14 protein-coding genes are annotated in these 17362 nt (G+C 37.6%); 5 read left to right on the top strand and 9 right to left on the bottom strand.

The annotated features are described in order from the left end of the window. Positions 1 to 35: 35 nt before the first annotated feature. The 3 genes from ACIQXQ_RS15830 to ACIQXQ_RS15820 form a co-directional block, all read right to left on the bottom strand. Entirely contained in the window at positions 36 to 2930 is a 2895-nt protein-coding gene (locus ACIQXQ_RS15830) for an ATP-binding protein (RefSeq protein WP_402958685.1), read from the bottom strand. Continuing rightward, the gene (locus tag ACIQXQ_RS15825; RefSeq protein ID WP_402868760.1) at positions 2905 to 3288 is read right to left on the bottom strand and encodes a response regulator transcription factor; all 384 of its coding nucleotides are present in this window, start codon (positions 3286 to 3288) and stop codon (positions 2905 to 2907) included. The genes ACIQXQ_RS15830 and ACIQXQ_RS15825 overlap by 26 nt, the downstream gene beginning before the upstream one ends. Positions 3289 to 3417: 129 nt before the next feature. Next, positions 3418 to 4869, bottom strand: coding sequence for a GGDEF domain-containing response regulator (locus tag ACIQXQ_RS15820; protein ID WP_402958683.1), 1452 nt, complete (start codon positions 4867 to 4869; stop codon positions 3418 to 3420). Between the two features lie 495 nt (positions 4870 to 5364). On the opposite strand from ACIQXQ_RS15820, the gene ACIQXQ_RS15815 reads away from it, so the two are divergent. Next, the gene (locus ACIQXQ_RS15815) at positions 5365 to 6558 is read left to right on the top strand and encodes an alanyl-tRNA editing protein (RefSeq protein WP_402958681.1); all 1194 of its coding nucleotides are present in this window, start codon (positions 5365 to 5367) and stop codon (positions 6556 to 6558) included. Positions 6559 to 6637: 79 nt separating this feature from the next. Here ACIQXQ_RS15815 and ACIQXQ_RS15810 read toward each other — a convergent pair whose 3' ends face one another. Both ACIQXQ_RS15810 and ACIQXQ_RS15805 read right to left on the bottom strand, forming a co-directional pair. Next, positions 6638 to 7051: a hypothetical protein gene (locus ACIQXQ_RS15810; RefSeq protein WP_402958679.1), complete on the bottom strand. Its 414-nt coding sequence runs from the start codon at positions 7049 to 7051 to the stop codon at positions 6638 to 6640. A gap of 76 nt (positions 7052 to 7127) precedes the next feature. Further along, positions 7128 to 7319, bottom strand: coding sequence for a hypothetical protein (locus ACIQXQ_RS15805; protein WP_402958677.1), 192 nt, complete (start codon positions 7317 to 7319; stop codon positions 7128 to 7130). 141 nt (positions 7320 to 7460) lie between these two features. Between ACIQXQ_RS15805 and ACIQXQ_RS15800 the strand changes: the two genes are divergently transcribed. Further along, positions 7461 to 7982: a GNAT family N-acetyltransferase gene (locus ACIQXQ_RS15800; RefSeq protein WP_402958675.1), complete on the top strand. Its 522-nt coding sequence runs from the start codon at positions 7461 to 7463 to the stop codon at positions 7980 to 7982. 53 nt (positions 7983 to 8035) lie between these two features. Here ACIQXQ_RS15800 and ACIQXQ_RS15795 read toward each other — a convergent pair whose 3' ends face one another. Further along, entirely contained in the window at positions 8036 to 10279 is a 2244-nt protein-coding gene (locus tag ACIQXQ_RS15795; protein ID WP_402958673.1) for a HelD family protein, read from the bottom strand. Between the two features lie 518 nt (positions 10280 to 10797). Between ACIQXQ_RS15795 and ACIQXQ_RS15790 the strand changes: the two genes are divergently transcribed. Then, complete coding sequence (locus ACIQXQ_RS15790) at positions 10798 to 12417, top strand: ABC-F family ATP-binding cassette domain-containing protein (RefSeq protein WP_402958671.1); 1620 nt, start codon at positions 10798 to 10800, stop codon at positions 12415 to 12417. Positions 12418 to 12538: 121 nt separating this feature from the next. Here ACIQXQ_RS15790 and mnmH read toward each other — a convergent pair whose 3' ends face one another. Together mnmH and selD are read right to left on the bottom strand one after the other, a co-directional pair. Then, positions 12539 to 13576, bottom strand: coding sequence for a tRNA 2-selenouridine(34) synthase MnmH (gene mnmH, locus ACIQXQ_RS15785; protein ID WP_402958669.1), 1038 nt, complete (start codon positions 13574 to 13576; stop codon positions 12539 to 12541). 114 nt (positions 13577 to 13690) lie between these two features. Then, a complete protein-coding gene (gene selD / locus ACIQXQ_RS15780) occupies positions 13691 to 14740 on the bottom strand; it encodes a selenide, water dikinase SelD (protein ID WP_402868777.1) in 1050 nt (349 codons plus the stop codon). Positions 14741 to 14907: 167 nt separating this feature from the next. On the opposite strand from selD, the gene ACIQXQ_RS15775 reads away from it, so the two are divergent. After that, on the top strand, positions 14908 to 15966 hold the full coding sequence (locus ACIQXQ_RS15775) for a permease (RefSeq protein WP_402958667.1): 1059 nt from the start codon (positions 14908 to 14910) through the stop codon (positions 15964 to 15966). A gap of 274 nt (positions 15967 to 16240) precedes the next feature. On the opposite strand, the gene ACIQXQ_RS15770 is transcribed toward ACIQXQ_RS15775, so the two are convergent. Beyond that, a complete protein-coding gene (locus ACIQXQ_RS15770) occupies positions 16241 to 16822 on the bottom strand; it encodes a hypothetical protein (protein ID WP_402958665.1) in 582 nt (193 codons plus the stop codon). Positions 16823 to 17015: 193 nt separating this feature from the next. Between ACIQXQ_RS15770 and ACIQXQ_RS15765 the strand changes: the two genes are divergently transcribed. Beyond that, positions 17016 to 17276: a hypothetical protein gene (locus ACIQXQ_RS15765; RefSeq protein ID WP_402958663.1), complete on the top strand. Its 261-nt coding sequence runs from the start codon at positions 17016 to 17018 to the stop codon at positions 17274 to 17276. Positions 17277 to 17362 lie beyond the last annotated feature (86 nt).

Below are 17362 nucleotides of genomic sequence, written 5' to 3'. Positions count from 1 at the left end.
ATCTTTCTGTACACCTATTCTAACATTTTTATTTTTCAAAGGCTTCTTTCGGCTTCCCAGGATGGACGTGGGACCATAATCTGGCCTTTTTTTCCATTGCTTAATAACGTATGCATGATCACCTTTGATAATTGACTTGGTTTGTAAGGTTTAACCAAGTATTCCTTTGCCCCAAGCGAAAAACCTTTTTCTTTTTCATCAAGCGCAGTCGATACAAAAATGGGGATGTCCTTTAACTCCGGTCTTCCTTTCAACTCTTTCATGATTGACCACCCATCCATTTCCCCCTCTTCAAGGAGAATGTCAAGGACGATGGCATCCGGAGGCGATTGCTTCAATTTCTGAAGCGCCTTCTTTCCGCTTTTGAAATAACTAACTTGAAAACCGCTGTCAACCAGTTCGTATCTTAATAACTCCGCTAAATTGAAATCGTCTTCAATGACCATGATATCATAGCTCAATTTTTTTGAATGTCCATCATTTGGGGTACGTTCTTCCTTAAGGGTTATCTTAGGGAATGAAAGAGTGAATGTACTTCCACGACCGTACTCTGATTTTACGGATATATGCCCACCATGCGATTTGACGATTTCCTCCACGATGGATAACCCTAAACCCGTTCCTCCTATCCGCCTGCGGTCCGAATTGTCCACACGGTAAAATTTCTGGAACAAATGTTTAAGGGATTCCTGTGGGATTCCCAACCCCTCATCCACGATATCGATGGATAACGTTTCTTTCTTGCTGTACACCCGAATAAGAACTTTACCTCCATCTGGAGAGTATTTAATTGCATTACTCAATAGATTCATGATAGCTTGTTCGATTTTTGCGCGGTCACCTATAATCACGAGATCATCAGTTTCCGCAAGAAGACGAATATCATGGAGTGATGTGCTAATTTCAAGGTTCTCTATGACCTTTTGCAACAACGGTAGAATCTCAACATATTTCTTCTCATATGTTTGTTTACCCGATTCCATTCGTTGCACATCCAGAAAGTCATTGATTAAAGCGGTGAGCCTCTTCGCCTCATTATAAATAGTCTGTAAATACTTTGTTTGTCTTTCCGGTTTTAACGGTTTATTTAACATTAATTCGGTAAAGCCTAGAACACTCGCAAGCGGGGTACGCAATTCATGACTGACGGTACTGACAAACTCGGACTTCATTTGGTCCACTTCATATTCTTTCGTAATATCACGAAAAACCAAAATGGTACCATAAGCTTCTTCACCATACTTTATGATTTCAAAGTATACCTTGAGAACCTGGTTGTTTTCTTTCTTGTGAAAAGTGAACGTGCGCTCTTCAGAGTCCGCTTCTTCATCCGCTCTTTTTAATGCTTTTTCCAAGGTATCCAAGAAATCTTCTTGGGCAATCCGGCTATCCATTTCACTACTCCATCTTTCCCATGGAGATCCGATGACATGTACTGGTTTTGACCCCGGTTTGAATAGGTCACAAAATTGTTGATTCACTTGAACAATCTTTCTATCTTGGTCTATTAATTGAATGCCTTCCTGTATCGTGCTCAGGATATCCTGATTTAACCGGCGATTATCTTCCGTTTGCTCGTACAGCTTGATTTTATCAAGTGAAGTTGAAATCTGCTTAGCCAATGTTTCACATTCACTCATTTCTTCTTCTATATAAGCGGATCCATAACGGCTGAAAACCATGATTGCGTCGACCTCTTGCAAAGCGGATAGAACGGGAAGAAATAAATCATAACTGTAATTCGTATTTTCATGGTATCCCTTTTCACTGACATGTTGCTCTCTTTTAACAGTGAATGGCTTTTTTCCTTCTATTAAGCGTTCATTTAACCCAGTATTGATATTCTTTCGGTATTGCTGTACTCCATATTCCGATATGCCGAAAGAAGAATATGCATCTTCATTAATTAGAGTGATCATACCACGGTCAGCTCCAATCAAACTGCTCATATTACAGACAATACTTTTAAGAACGTCATTTTTATCCAAAGAAGTGGAAATACCATTTATTAGTTCATTTCTTCTAGTCAGTTGTTTCTCATTCTTCGTTATAAGCCCCAACGTTTCTTGTAATTCATTCTGCTGGGCCTGAAGTTCATCTTGCTGAGCAAGCAATTCTTCATTATGAGCCATCAATTCCTGCTCTTTATCCTGAATGCTTGCAATCATCTTTCTAAAGGCAATGGCCAAAACCCCTAATTCATCTCCCCGGCCTTCATCTACTGAAATGATGGCGTCCCTACCAGCTGCAATCTCATTAGCTGCAAATGAAAAATCAGCCAAAGGCTTTCCGATATTCCTAATAATGCTTCTCACGACTTTCTGAAAGACCAATAAGAAAACAAGTACGAATCCGATAAAGGTCCCTTGTAAAATGGACTGTTCTTTTGCCAATGCATTCACATTCTCATCAAGCTTTTCTGAAAGCGCAGACGAATACGACCTTACACTGTCGCGAAAATCCGCAACTTGGGCAGTGATCTCATTTTCTATTTGCTTACCCTTATCCCTACTCCCGTCCATTTCCATATTCGAAAAAACAGGCTTAATGGCATTAAAATAATAATCAGTAAAATTCACGAGATCGGTGTGGACTTTTTCATCGGCTTTTGAACTTGATAGGTCCTTGAAAGTGGAAATATCATGTCGTATCTTATCTTCCCTGCTCCAAACTTTGTCTTTATATGTCTCATTTCCAAATGCAATATAACCTCTAGCATCCAAAAAGACATTATTATATTGCTCGTAAATTTCATCCAACAACAATTCTTTCTCAACAATTCCATTTCTTTTCTGGATATATTCTGCATTCACAGTCTGCAACACATAAAATAAAATCCCTGTACCAACTATGAATAAAATGATACAAGCAGTCATTAGACTCACTACTTGACGAGAAAGACTCTTATTTGAATAACGTTTCAGCTTCATGTAAAATGGCCTCTATTTTCTCTAAAAGCTTCATTGGACTAAAAGGCTTGGCCATGAAATAGTCCGCTCCCGCTTCTAAAATTCTCTCTTGTTCAAATTGCTGGCTTTTCGCTGATAGCATCAGGATTTTCCCTTTATTTTCAATTTCAGTTGATTCGATTTTTTCAATGATTTCTAAACCGGTATAGCCTGGCATCATATAATCCAAGATGATGAGATCATAGCTATTCTTTTCAAGTAATTGAACCGCTTCAATACCATCAGAAGCTTCATCGACTTCGTAATCTTCATCCTCTAATGTATCCACAACAAGCATACGCAAAATTTCTTCGTCTTCAGCTAATAAAATCCGTTTCACTTTTTCATTCTCCTTACGATCAGTACTGCAATAGAAGGATCAATTCGTTTCAAATGAATGTGACTCTTTGAAACCGCAACCCTACTTTCTCTTTTATTTTCCTATCGAATAGAAAAAATGGTCTACTGCTTACATTATTTTTTTTATCAGACGTTCCATTCTTGCCTGAAGATCAGTAATATTAAAAGGTTTTGTGACATAATCATCCGCTCCCAATTTTAATGCTGTGGCAATGTCCCCCGAACTTTTTCTACCGGTTAACATCAAAACGGTAAAACAATCGGCATTGCTACCCTTTTTCACTTTCTTCAGTACGTCAATGCCATCCATAGTTGGCATTACTCCATCAAGTATCAAAAAATGGGCGATGTTTTCGTTTGCCCGGTTTGAATTCAAAAATGAATCCCCATCTTCATATACGGCTATATGTAAATCATAAAGAGGAAAATCCATCGACTGCAATATTTTCGTTAAGATCGTTCTAATAATGATATCGTCATCTATCACTGATACATTAAGGTATTTCTTTTTAATGCTAGTTTTTTGAATGCTCCCCACCCGCGCTCGCCCTAAACGCTTTGCTTCATACAAGGAACTATCCGCTTCCTCAAAAGCCTCTTTAGGAGTAATGCTCTCATCATGTACCGTATAAACACCAGCAGAAAAAGAGACAGAAAAATGTTGTTGTTCATAAGTGAAACTTTTGGTAGAGAAAATCTTTATTAATTCTGTTAGTTTATTCCTGGCTTCCTCATTTGCTGTCTGAGGAAATATAATGACAAATTCTTCACCGCCATACCGGCAAATCAAATCGGAACTACGGATGTTGTTTTTAATAAACTGGGCAAACTCCAACAAAACGACGTCACCCATCGCATGTCCATATGTATCATTTACTCTTTTAAAGTGATCCAGATCTATGATACTAATCGAAAACAGATTTCCGTTTCGTTTGAAATCCTGAAAATAACGCGGTAGCATATCTTCAAAGAACCTACGATTATATACTTGAGTAAGTTCATCAATTAGGACGGATTGATCGAAAATTTTCTTGCGCTGAATATGTCTTTCTATTTTCACAACAAATTCTTCAATATCTATAGGCTTACTAATGAAATCATCCGCCCCCATTTTATATGCTTTAATTCGTGATTTTTTGTCATTTTGAATGCTAATCATGATTTTAGGGATGAAATATTTTTCATTATGAAAGTGGATATCCTGCAGAACTTGATAACCATCTTTCGTAGGTAATTGAATATCTAGAATTAAGCAATCTGGCTGCATCTCAAAATATTGTTTTGTAGCTTTAACCGGATCAGAACTCGTTATGACCATCCACCCTTTTTCTTCAAGGATGTCCTTTAATAAAATCAGCATCGATATATCGTCATCAATGATTTGAATGAGTGGGGCCTGTGTATCATGGGCTGGCTTCTCTTTTATCTCCACTTCTGCAAAATGCTCATATTCATAGGTATGTTCAATTAAAGCAAATAGTAGATTTTCAAGGTCATCTTGTTTCCATACTCCATCACTGTCTTCATCGAGCTTTCCTAACAGATTTTCGGATATTAACATGAGACCACCTAACTCTATGGTGCCTGCAGTCCCTTTAATAGAATGAAGAAAACGGTATACCTCATTTGTAGTAACCATCTTCGTTTTATCTAATTCCAACCAATCAGAAAGCTGTTTTTTAATATTTCGATAGAGAGTATTTTTGTATTTTTCCATATTGACTATGTGCAATTCTAATCACTTGACCCTTTCTAACCTACGTAAATAAACATATTGCATAGAAAAAAAGATAGTCGACTTTCACACAAAGCATGTAAATAGTCGAGCCCCAATTCCATATTTTTATTTTAATTAGGTCTAAAGTATATTCTTTCAGGAATATTTTACATCAAAAGGTTTTTTCTATAAATAGCATAATGACGGTCTCATGAATTTTTTTGAATCTTTGTCATAAAGACTACATATTTTACTGTAACATCCGATAAAGGTTCCTTATTCCATTAATATGGTTGGGGGTGATATAATTTACTGAATAAAGATGGGATAGGGGTTATTATGACAAAGAAAATATATTATGAATCATCCAAGGTATCTGAATGGGACGCGAAGGTCCTCGACATTTTTGAAGAAGAAGGCTTTTATTATATTCTGCTCGATGAAACAGCTTTTTACCCTGAGGGTGGAGGTCAACCTGGGGATATTGGTAGCATAGATGGTATACCAGTTCTTGAAATTTCAAAAAATGAAAATGAAGATATCCTTCATAAGGTTGGAAACAGCCCCGCTTCCCTTTTCGTACATTGCAAGCTTGATTGGGAACGCCGTTTCGACCATATGCAGCAGCATAGCGGACAGCATTTACTTTCAGCCGTCTGTAGGGACCTTTTCAACGCAAATACCGTCAGTTTCCATCTTGGCCAAGACATTGTCTCCATTGATATTGATACACCTTCCTGGACTGATGTCCAAACAGTTGAAACGGAACGGATCGCCAATCAGTATATCTATGAGAATCGTAAGTTACTTACATACTTTGTGTCTGAAGATCAATTGAAGACCATACCCGTAGTCAAAATGCCTACGGTGACAGAAAACATTCGAATTGTAGAAATCGAGGGCATTGAATTTAATCCTTGTGGTGGAACGCACGTGGAACAAACCGGAGAAATAGGAATTATTAAAATCCTCAAAACGGAAAAACAGAAAGAAAGTACACGTCTCTATTTTAAATGTGGCTTAAGGGCGTTAAACGACTATACCGACAGCTTGACCTTACTTTCTACGTTATCATACAAATTTAATACAGGTCGTATAGATATCCTTAATAGGGTGGAAAGATTGGAAAACGAGCACGACAAGCTATCAATGGCTTATGAAAAGCTTAAACTGGAAAACATGGAGTTTCTCGCTTCATCGTTGTTGGCAAATAGAGAAGATGGGTCGTTGATCGCGCATGTTTTTGAAGACCATACATTGAAGGATCTACAACTGCTCTCTTCAGCTATACATCGGAAAGAAAGCTCACTTCTCCTATTTATAACGTTACAGGAACAAAAGGCTCTGCTTTCACACGATGGCACCATCTCCATTCATTGTGGACAATTCTTTAGGGAATGGCTTTCTTCACACAATGGTAAAGGTGGGGGCAATGAAAAATCGGCTCAAGCGGGGTTTTCTTCGCGGGAAGATATGATGGCATTTTATACATTTGCCGTTAATAAGCTAGGTAACGCTCATGGAAATACCTGATAACTGATTAATTAAATGGAGAAATTGGGTTAATGAAAGGGAGAGGAATAATTGAGGTTCCTCTCCCTTTCATTTTTCTTCATTTTTCAATTTTCAAATGTTCCAGACCATTCTCTTCTATATACAGATGGTATTTCTCTTCAAGTTCAAGTACTCGTAAAAATGCTTCCTCTTGGCTGAAATTTTTGAGCTTCGATTCCTTCACAAACTCGTTTCTTGCCATGTGATAGGCAAGCTTATCCAGGAAAACGCCATCTTCATATTCATTAATTACTTCTTGGATTTTTTCTTCAAGCTCACGACTCACATCGTAAATCCCATACTCTTCTATATATTCAATTCCTTTCACGCCAAAATCCTTCGCATAGGAATTCAAATACTGCTCTAACTCACTGAATTCTTCATTTTTTTCCATATCAGATGCTATCCAATATCCATACTGCACCAATTTAATTAATGTATTATATTGGTTGTTCGTAAAATTAATTTTCATCACTGACTCCTTTAAAGTATTTCTATCTCAAAAAAGAATAAACCGTATCGGAACAAATGTCCAATACGGTTAAAAATCAATCAGCTATTTCTGTCACCGAGAAGTATGCAGCCTTTTCAGTGTCTACCACATAATGTGTATCGCCTTTAACTAAATTATAAAAGCGGTGCTTCTGGATATTTGAAATGATTTGTGTACTGTCATCCCCATCGACCTCATGCTCAATCTCTTTACCACCTGGAAAATAAAAACCAACTTTCAATTTCATCTTTCTCAACCTTCCCTTCATCTCGTTGAATGACTCTTTTATTTCTTTTCCTTTATAAGAAACTTTTAAACATAAATCTGAAGTTTAATCTCATCTGTCATGATATTCTATGGGAAACTACTAAATGGAAGGTGATCTCACATGCAAATCAGAAAGGCTACAGAAAACGATATAACTGGGATAGCACACGTTCATATAAAAAGTTGGCAATCCACTTACAAAGGAATTCTCCCAGAGTCATATCTGAACTCTTTAAATTTAGAAGCCAGGAAAAAAAATTGGTCAAGAAATCTAAAGATGCTTCATAGTGCAACATATATAGCTGAAAATGGTGATGGAAAGATCGTAGGCTTTGCAGCAGGTGGCCCAGAACAAACGAATCATCTTCATATCCAAGGTGAGGTATACGCCATTTATCTGTTAAAAGATTACCAACGGCAAGAAATCGGAAGAAAACTAATGAAAGCAGTGGTAGATGAACTTGTACAAAAGCAACATGGTAATTTAATTATATGGGCGTTAAAGGACAATCCTTCGAGGGGTTTTTACGAAGCACTTGGCGGCCGCATAATCAGCGAAAAAACGGTTAAAATGGCCGGAATCGAGTTAGCCGAAGTTGGTTACGGCTGGGAGAATATCCTAGATATCCTAGTGAAATTATAATAGGCATGACAAAATAGGAGGCACAGACGTCTATCGGCCTCCTATCTTATCCATCAAGCTAAAAGAAAATCTTCTTTTTCATTCCCAAAAAAGTAAAGGCGATGTAAAGGTCTTGTCATGGTGACATAAAGCAATTTCAAATCAAGTTCATTCTCCCGAAGAAATGTCTCTTCCAGAGATAAGGCCACGACAACATCGAATTCAAGACCTTTGGATTGATAGGATGGGATTATCATCGTTTTATGCTTCGGAATCATACCCTCTTCATTAATTAAATGAAAATCATTGGACAGCTTACTCAATTTTTCATTAGCGAGCATGCAATCTTTCATCGTTTTGGCGATGATGGCAAATGTATTATACCCTTCCTCTTTTAACTTTTCGATAAGATCAATCAATTGCCCCTCCCAATTGCTTTTGATGGATATGAATTCAGGTTCGTTTCCATGACGGACCACAGGCTCAACCTCAGGAAAGTCATAAGGTAACATTTTTAGAATCCGATTGGCCTGCCCCATGATTTCAATGGTCGTCCGGTAGCTTTTTTGGAGTTCTGTATAAGTCGCTCTAGGAAAAATGGAACGATGAACATCTTCCCATGTTTGAAGTCCCCTATATGAATGAATGCCCTGGGCAAGGTCTCCCACAAGTGTGAACATATCCGTGTCAAAGGCTGTCTTCAATGCTTGCAATTGCATAAAACTATAATCCTGTGCTTCATCTATGACAACGTTTTTGGCTTTATGGTCTTTATTAACACCAAAAATTAATTCCTGTAAATATAACAAGGCACCTAAATCCTCGATTTCGTAGCTTTTTTCATGAAACAATTTTTGGTTATATTCACATAACGCACGTGCATCCTCGAAGCTTAGTTTACCGTTGCTGTAGAAGGCAAGACGTTCAGGATCCTGATATAACTCCTGATAATACTGTAGCAAGCCTTTGTTTGTGAATGGCTTAAAATAAGCTTTAACTGACGTACGAATCGCCTTTTTCATCCGTTCGGTCCGTTCTATCATTTTGTCATGGCACTTTGTGACAAATTCCTTCCGCTTTACAGGATCAATGTTCCTGGCGAAGGCTTTATCAATTTTCGTTTGATAAAAATCAGCAACTCGATCCAACATTTTTTTCTTTTTCAATTTCACTTCATTTTGTAAGATGTCCTTTAACTTATCAAGGCGTCCATAAAGTGGCAGGTACCAATAATCTTCTTCTAATAATCTAATAAACTTCTTGGCAGAATATAACCGGTAATTATCACAATAAAAATCTTCCACTGGGTGAAAGCTCCGGAAGATATCTTTTATATATCCGTCCAAAATCAATTTAAATAAAGGAGATCCTTTTAAACCCGATATCCAGATTGCCACTTTCGTTTCGTCATTATTTTCCTCCAATATACGCATCAACTTATCATCATGTATTAGATTTAAAGGCCGCCCAATTGCCACCTGGACGTATTCAGCAAATGTGAACTGTTTGACTTTATCGACTCCCAGTTCCGGCAAAGCTTCGGATATGTAGTCGATGAATACTCGGCTTGGGGCAAGGATCATTAACTGCCGTGGATCAAATAAATCTTTGTAATGGTAAATGAAATAAGAAATCCGGTGTAAGGCAATAGTCGTTTTACCACTACCAGCCGCCCCTTGTACGATAATGGGTTTATTTAAATCGGCACGAATGATTTTATTTTGTTCTTCCTGAATCGTCGTGATGATGTCTGTCAAGCGATTGCTTGAGCTTTTTGAAAGGGATTCCTGCAACAATTCATCGGTCGTAGTCAAATCAATGTCCCTGACCTCTTCCAACTCGCCATCCTCAATCATCAGTTGCCGCTTTAACGTGATATTCCCGCTGAATGTTTCTCCCTCCGCTTGATAATTCACTTCTCCAATTCGACCCTCATAATATAGATTGGCAATGGGCGAACGCCAATCGACGATAATCTGTTCTTGGCTTTCACGTTGATACAAAGATGTTTTACCGAAATAAAGAATTTCTCCCTGAGTATTGTCATGCCGGACAAAGTCTACTCTTGCAAAGTATGGTTTGTTCTTTGCTATTTTCAAACTATCCAATTCAGACTGAGACATTTCAAAGAAATTGGCGGTAGTCAGTAACTGGGAGTATAAACCTGACTCCGACCAATCCGCATCACCAAAAGCCTCTTGCATATTCTTCTGGAATTGATCCTTATTGCTCTCAGAAGTTTTGATCACTACATCAATGTACCTTTTTGTAAAATCCAACCGCTCACGTTCTTTTTCGAAATCGGGATGTCGTATCATTCTGATCCTTCCCCTCTACATGTTAGAACATGTGAAATTAAACCATGCCCTCGGAAATGGACATACATATTATCAAAGAAAAAGGCAATTGACAATTACATTCAACCTTTTTATTTATCTCAGACGGGTTTTTTTAAAATCTTTTTTAATGCAGTGAATCCAGTTTACGTTATATTTCGAATGAAAAACTATATATTCCAGAAAAGAATCTATTAGAATTAAATATTAGGAAATATCTTGTTATATTTATATCGGAGATATGATAGTTACGGCTATCTAGATGGGCTGACGGGAGCAAATATTTCTTTATTAAGCCAAAATAAAAGAACTAGTACCAAGTCATCCACATCACTCACATAAAGGATTAGAGTAGTTTTCTTATAAGAACGGTGTATAGAGCAAATTGCCAAATTATCATGCATATATCACTTTTCCCTTATGTTAACCTAAAATATTTTTATTGACCCCTCTTTCATGTTATAATTTTAAAGATATTGTCATTGGAGGAATGTAAATAAATGATTACAGTAAATAACGTTGGTTTGCGCTACGGCGATCGTAAACTGTTTGAAGATGTTAATATAAAATTCACGCCTGGTAACTGTTATGGATTGATTGGGGCAAATGGTGCCGGTAAATCCACATTCTTAAAAATTCTTTCCGGAGAAATTGAAGCACAATCCGGTGATGTGCATATGGGACCTGGCGAACGCCTGGCCGTTTTGAAACAAGATCATTTTGCTTTTGAAGAAGAAGAGGTCCTTAAAGTTGTCATCATGGGCCATGAAAGACTATACGAAGTCATGCAAGAAAAAGATGCAATCTATATGAAAGAAAACTTCACTGATGAAGACGGTATGAAAGCCGCCGAACTTGAAGGTGAATTCGCAGAACTTAACGGATGGGAAGCTGAACCTGAAGCATCCATCCTTTTAAAAGGTCTTGGCATCTCTGAAGACCTTCATACAAAGAAAATGGCTGAATTAACTGGTGGCGACAAAGTGAAAGTATTGCTTGCACAAGCCCTGTTTGGCAAGCCTGACGTCCTTTTACTTGATGAGCCTACCAACCACTTGGACATAAAAGCAATTAGATGGCTGGAAGAATTCTTGATTGGTTTCGAAAATACCGTTATCGTCGTTTCCCATGACCGTTACTTCCTTAATAAGGTATGTACACATATTGCGGATTTGGATTTCGGTAAGATCAAAATTTACATCGGTAACTATGACTTCTGGTATGAATCAAGCCAACTAGCTCTTAAATTGACACAAGATGCCAATAAGAAAAAAGAAGAAAAAATTAAAGAACTTCAAAATTTCATTGCGCGATTCAGTGCCAATGCTTCTAAATCAAGTCAAGCCACTTCACGTAAAAAATTATTGGATAAAATAAGTCTAGATGATATTCAACCATCATCCCGCCGTTATCCTTATGTAGGTTTTTCACCAGAGCGTGAAATTGGGAACGACCTCCTACGTGTAGATGGAATCACAAAGACCATTGATGGTGTGACCGTGTTGAATAACGTAAGCTTCATCATGAACAAAGAAGATAAAATTGCATTTGTCGGTAGAGATGAAATTGCTAAAACGACCATGTTCAAAATCCTTGCTGGAGAAATGGAACCAGATAGCGGTACTTACAAATGGGGTGTTACCACTTCACAAGCGTATTTCCCGAAAGACAACTCTGAATTCTTCGAAGGTGTCGATTTGACACTTGTTGATTGGTTGCGTCAGTACTCTCCTAATGATCAAAGTGAAAGCTTCCTGCGCGGTTTCCTAGGCAGAATGCTATTCTCCGGTGATGAAGTGACGAAAAAAGCCAGCGTACTATCAGGTGGAGAAAAAGTCCGCTGCATGCTTTCTAAAATGATGCTAAGTGGTTCAAATGTATTAATGCTTGATGAACCGACCAACCATCTTGATTTAGAATCTATCACAGCCTTGAATAACGGATTGATCAATTTCAAAGGAGCTATGATTTTCTCTTCTCATGATCACCAGTTCATTGAAACAGTTGCAAACCGTATAATCGAACTTACACCTAAAGGAACTATCGATAAGCAAATTAGCTATGATGAGTACCTTGAAGATAGCAAATTACAAAAGCAAATCGCTGACATGTATAAATAATAGAATATCAAAAAAAGCACACCTTTTTTAGGGTGTGCTTTTTTGCATTATAAAACGAATTAGGATTCAGGTAACCGATCAATTATTGATTGGAAAAGGAAAACCCAAACAGCACTACTGCTTATCCATGCTTTACACGTAACCGTTCACGAATGATTTCAATTGCTTCATCCACATTTTTAGCCTGGATTGTGATTTTTCGATCATCGGGAAAATGGTCAGCGGTATGTTGATACATAGGGTCATAGTAGTATTCAAGTAATAGTGCGACTGCCGACGAATAGTTACCGGATCTCAAATCATTTTCTATTTGAGTAGCAATGGGTGTATGAATCCGTCTTTTAATCCTTAAAAAGGCTTCTAGACACTCCTGTTCATGTTCCCAAGGTTGATAGTCCTCTAAAATATGAAGAACTCTTTCTTCTATGGGTAAATCGATGAATACCTGTATTCCTTGTTCCTTTTTTGCTAAAACGGAATCTGGAATTATGACTTTACCAATCCTTTTACTTTCTCCTTCAATAAGAACAAACGGTGATTGCTGAACTTTTTGGACACTCTCGAAAAGTAATGAATCGAATTTTTTTTGATTATTCGGTTCCAGACCAATCTGGCCAAAAACAGACCCTCTATGATTTGCCATACCTTCAAAATCTAAAATAGGGTATCCATCTTCCCTAAGTCGATGCAGAATTGTCGTTTTTCCTGTTCCGGTAAATCCGTTCAATACATAGGCTTCGGGTTTCATGTCCAGCGTTTCTAAGTGATCTACCACCCAGTTACGATAGTTACGATACCCTCCATCCAATCGAAGGGCTTTAATTCCCATTAAGGATAGGACAGTGGCAGTGGTCCTGCTTCGCATACCCCCACGCCAACAAAAAACGGCTTTTTTGCCTTCTATCTTAGCAAAATCCTTTATAAACTGTGGTAATTTTACTGAAATAATTTCTAAACCTCGTTCTTTAGCAGCCTGGGCACTCACTTGTTTATACAGCGTTCCAACCTCGGCTCTTTCTGCATCATCAAAAAACGGTATATTTAAACTGCCAGGAATGGTGGCGTCTTTATATTCAGATGGGGAACGTACATCAATTACCGTGAGTTCTTTCTTATCCTTTAAATCGAGCAATTCATCAACTGAAATATCTTGGAACACAATGTTTCCACCTTTCTGGATCTGAAAGAAAAACTTGAATATCTTCAAACGTTGAGAAATGAGAATGGAAGAAATCAGCTTTCGTCGATTTCTTCCAAGCAAATTTTTCGTTCATTATATGACAACAATGTGCCCTGGATTCTCTTCGGTTACTTCACCAATTATTGCGGCTTCCACTCCCGCATCTTGTAAATCGGATAATAATGCATCTGCTTCTACACCTGCTACGGAAATCAAAAGTCCTCCAGATGTTACGGCATCACATAATATCCATTGATCTATCTGATCCATTGTTTCTGGGAAAGTGACATCACCTTGAAGATGGGCAAAGTTATTTTTTGTTCCCCCCGGCACGGCACCAGTTTCAGCTAGCTCTTTAACCCTCGGCAATATTGGCACTTGGGCATGATGGATACGAAGACCGGTATTACTTCCTTTTGACATTTCTGAAGCATGCCCTAATAGACCAAAACCAGTAACGTCCGTACACGCATGGACATCATAGGATTCCATCGTTTCTGAAGCTATTTTATTTAACGTGGACATTACTTTTGTAACGTGGGCGATTTCTTCCTCTGTTAGAAGGTCCCTTTTAATCGATGTCGTTAAAATGCCAACACCAATAGGTTTAGTCAAAATAAGTTTATCCCCTGGTTTTGCCCCTGCATTTGTACGGACCTTGTCAGGATGAACAAGTCCCGTCACGGCAAGACCGAATTTTGGTTCATTATCATCGATTGAATGTCCCCCGACAAGAGTGGCACCTGCTTCTTTTAACTTATCTCCTGCACCTCGTAAGATATCAGTTAAGACTTGTTTGTCCAATTTGGAAATTGGGAAGGCAACAATATTTAGCGCAGTTAGCGGTTTTCCCCCCATTGCGTAAATATCACTGATGGCATTGGCTGCCGCAACTTGTCCGAATGAATATGGATCATCAACGATGGGAGTGAAGAAATCAACGGTTTGTACAATCGCCAATTCATCATTTAAACGATAAACACCAGCATCGTCACTTGTATCTAAACCAACTAATAAATTCGGGTTAGGAAGAGTAGGTGGTAAACCACGTAAAACCTGAGCCAAGTCTGCTGGACCGATTTTACAGCCACAACCTCCTTTTGAGGATAATGAAGTAAGCTTAACACTATTTGAATTTGTCATAATTAAATCAACCTTTCTTTTCGTCTTAATTATTATAAAACACATAGTCAATAAAAGCATAATTCAGGCTTAAATTTGTGAAATTTACTATTTCACCAAAATAAATTAAAGATTAGTGGTATAATATATTGTCTTTTGAAATTTTTTTATTTTATTGGGAGGTAACCATGTCACAGCTAAGACCTACACTACTTGAACAACGCACGTCAAATACTAAAGCTTTGTGGTTTATCGTTTCATTTTTAGTAATCGCTATTGTAGGATTACTTTATATAAAATGGTGGCCCTATTATCAAAAAGGGATGCTAGCAGCCGATACTCATTCCATTGGAACATCTATTTTGGGAGACCAGTCCAGCGCCACCCTATCATGGAAATCTGCCTGGGATTATGCACAGGTTTATTTCTCGTCCGTATGGAAAGCGGCCATACTAGGAATCCTGCTCGGCTCTTTGGTACAAGTCTTATTACCAACACAATTGCTTCTTAAATGGCTTGGGAAAACATCGTTCGGCAGCACATTCATCGGGGGGTTAGCTTCGGTCCCTGGTATGATGTGTACTTGTTGTTCAGCCCCAGTGGCGGTTGGACTACGTAAAAAAAATGTCTCAGTTGGTGCAGCTTTAGCATTTTGGATTGGCAATCCAACCATCAATCCTGCGACGCTTGTCTTTATGACATTTGTTTTATCATGGAAATTCACGTTAATTCGTCTATTTTTCGGACTGATTTTAACTTTCGGAATCAGCTATTTAGCTAATCGCTTTGTTAAAGACAAAAAACCGGTTGATATAGACCAGATAATAACGGACACTGAAACTACTGGAAACTTCCTTTCTAGATGGTTAAAAAGCTTAGGAAGTATGGTTCTTTACATTGTTCCTGCATATGTTTTATCTGTATTGCTTATTGGGGCTGCGCGTGTTTGGCTATTCCCTCAAGTAGACTCATCTACAAACGGTATAATCGCGATTGTCATCTTTGCAATAGCCGGTATGCTTTTCGTTATACCTACTGCTGCTGAAATTCCAATTATACAAACGTTTATGTCTTTAGGACTTGGTGGAGGACCTGCTGCAGCCTTGCTTCTAACACTACCAGCAATCAGTCTGCCATCTTTAATACTTGTCGCTAAGTCATTCCCTAAAAGAGTCCTATTGTTTGTCGTGTCCTCTGTAGTGATTCTTGGAATAATAAGTGGATTGGTAGGAATGGTCCTCTTATAAGAGTAATTTAAATCGTTAATAAATATAGGTATCAATATAAGTAAAGAACGGAATGGATTAGCTTAGGGCTAGTTCATTCCGTTCTTTACTTTTTTTGCATCTCTTCTGTATGAACATTATCCCCATCTGACAACCCTCTAAACGTAAAAAGACTTGGACGATATAAGATCTGCTGTCATGACCTAGAGGACGACCACTTAAGTTACCTTTTCTTCAGCCCCACTTTAAAAAAACCCACAGAGAGGTATATACTCTCTGTGGGTTCTCTTAAAAATTACTTTTCTTTTATTTCCTGGAGTTCAAACCTTATGGTCTTTTTATTAGAAGAATCAACAGATTCTTTTAAAATCTGACCTACACCCTTTGCATAATAGGTAAGATTGTATTCATCTGCACCATTTTCAGTCGTTTTAACCTTTACGACGTTATTAAAGGTTCCAGCCGGAGTTGTAACCGTTTCATCAACAGATTCAATGTTGAAAGTAAAAGGCTTGACATCCCACTTTTTTCCCACCTCTACCGGGTAAGCCAGTAGTTTATCGTCACCGTAAAATAAACCATACTTGTTTTCCTTCTCTAAATAAGTATCCGCTCCATACCATGTATCATACCCTTTAGATGTTCCAATAAAGCTTAGTTCAAATTTAATATCTTTCTTTTTCTTTGCATTGTATTCCTGGACTATATATACTTTTTCCGTATCTTTCAGATAACTTGAATCTTTAGAAATTACAGTCGTATCAGCAGCTTCTTCAGAATTATTATCCGAGTTAAAAACTACCTTAGACACAAAAAACATCAATATAACAATAATAATGAGTGAAAGTGCAATTATGAGTTTTACTGGTTTTTTCAACGGTATCTTCCTTTACTCTAACTTTTTATTTTTTAAATCTTTTCAATCTTACCATATAAATATGATAGTGATAAAGTAAATACCATTTCTGTTTATTATTCCAGTATATATCATGTCATTTAATCATTTATTCCATTATCTTTGAATAGCTAAAAGGATATAAAGGTATATTGTTTTAAAGGAGTGAATACAGGTGGAATTAAATTTAGTAAAGCAAATTTTTGAAGATACAGGCTTTCATTCATTATATGATAAATTCAGCTATCAACTTTATGTAACAGGATTATTCGACCTAGTAGATCAACAATCCATTATTGAAAAATTTCTGGATTCGTATGATTTCAATGAAAATCATACACTCCTTTTTGATGATTTCTCTTATTTCTTTAGAAGTTTTCATTACTCCCTTCAAAAGGCTGAGTATTATTCTATTCTACAACCTGAATGGGATTAACAGTCCTACTTTAATGAAAAAAGTACCAAAGATGTACTGACGAGTTATGTATTCGACCATTAATTATCTAGTGTGAATACGGTATT

The sequence above is a fragment of the Peribacillus sp. NPDC097198 genome, assembly GCF_044762055.1.
GTDB lineage: Bacteria > Bacillota > Bacilli > Bacillales > DSM-1321 > Peribacillus.
This window is presented reverse-complemented; position numbering and strand designations above follow the sequence as displayed.